The following is a 647-nucleotide window of genomic DNA, read 5'->3' as shown; positions in this document are numbered from 1 at the left end:
AAGACCTCGACCCTCACCCCGACACCGACGCGCCGCCCCAGGTCGCACCACAGCTACACCCTCATCTGTGAAGAGCCAGAAAAGACAACGGTTGTCCTTTCTGGCGCACACCCACCGCGTCGAGCGCCTGGTTGAGCAAGATCCTGAAGTTAGCTACTCCGTGCGGGTGTATACCCCCGGCTGGCCAGACTCCAGACTGCACGGTTGCTTCTACCTCTTTCATTCCGTAGAAGCCTTCGGCACGCTGACAACGACCGGTCCCTTGGACGTGTAGTCAACCCGGTAGTCAGCCTCGAGACGTTGGGCGCCCGCGGTCTTCGTCCACATCCACGTTTGCCCGTCCTCGTCCTTGAAGGTGGCGCATATGGAGTTCGGCACTGATGCACTCCGTGTGGGCACTTCTTCCCACGTAGCCCTTGACCTGCAATCAGCTTGGACGCTGATGTCGTCACCGGGGTACATGACTGCAACGATCCCTACCTCGGGTGAGTCGCACTCCAAAGGGGCAAGCGAACCCATGGCGTTGGAGCCTGTCATGAAGCGCTCCTCTTGCTCCTGATCGTCAAAGACGGTCAAGTCCCCGGTAGTGGTGTAGCGCTCGGTCCTTCGATGTGTGGGGTCAGGCGCTGAGTCCGAGGATGCTGTCG

At 60.3% G+C, this 647-nt stretch carries 1 protein-coding gene; it reads right to left on the bottom strand.

The annotated features are described in order from the left end of the window. Positions 1 to 219: 219 nt before the first annotated feature. Positions 220 to 647, bottom strand: a 428-nt coding sequence (locus DWB68_RS16900) for a hypothetical protein (protein WP_233548889.1), incomplete at its 5' end; no start/stop codon positions are given.

This window comes from Galactobacter valiniphilus, from assembly GCF_003575975.1.
GTDB lineage: Bacteria > Actinomycetota > Actinomycetes > Actinomycetales > Micrococcaceae > Galactobacter > Galactobacter valiniphilus.
This window is presented reverse-complemented; position numbering and strand designations above follow the sequence as displayed.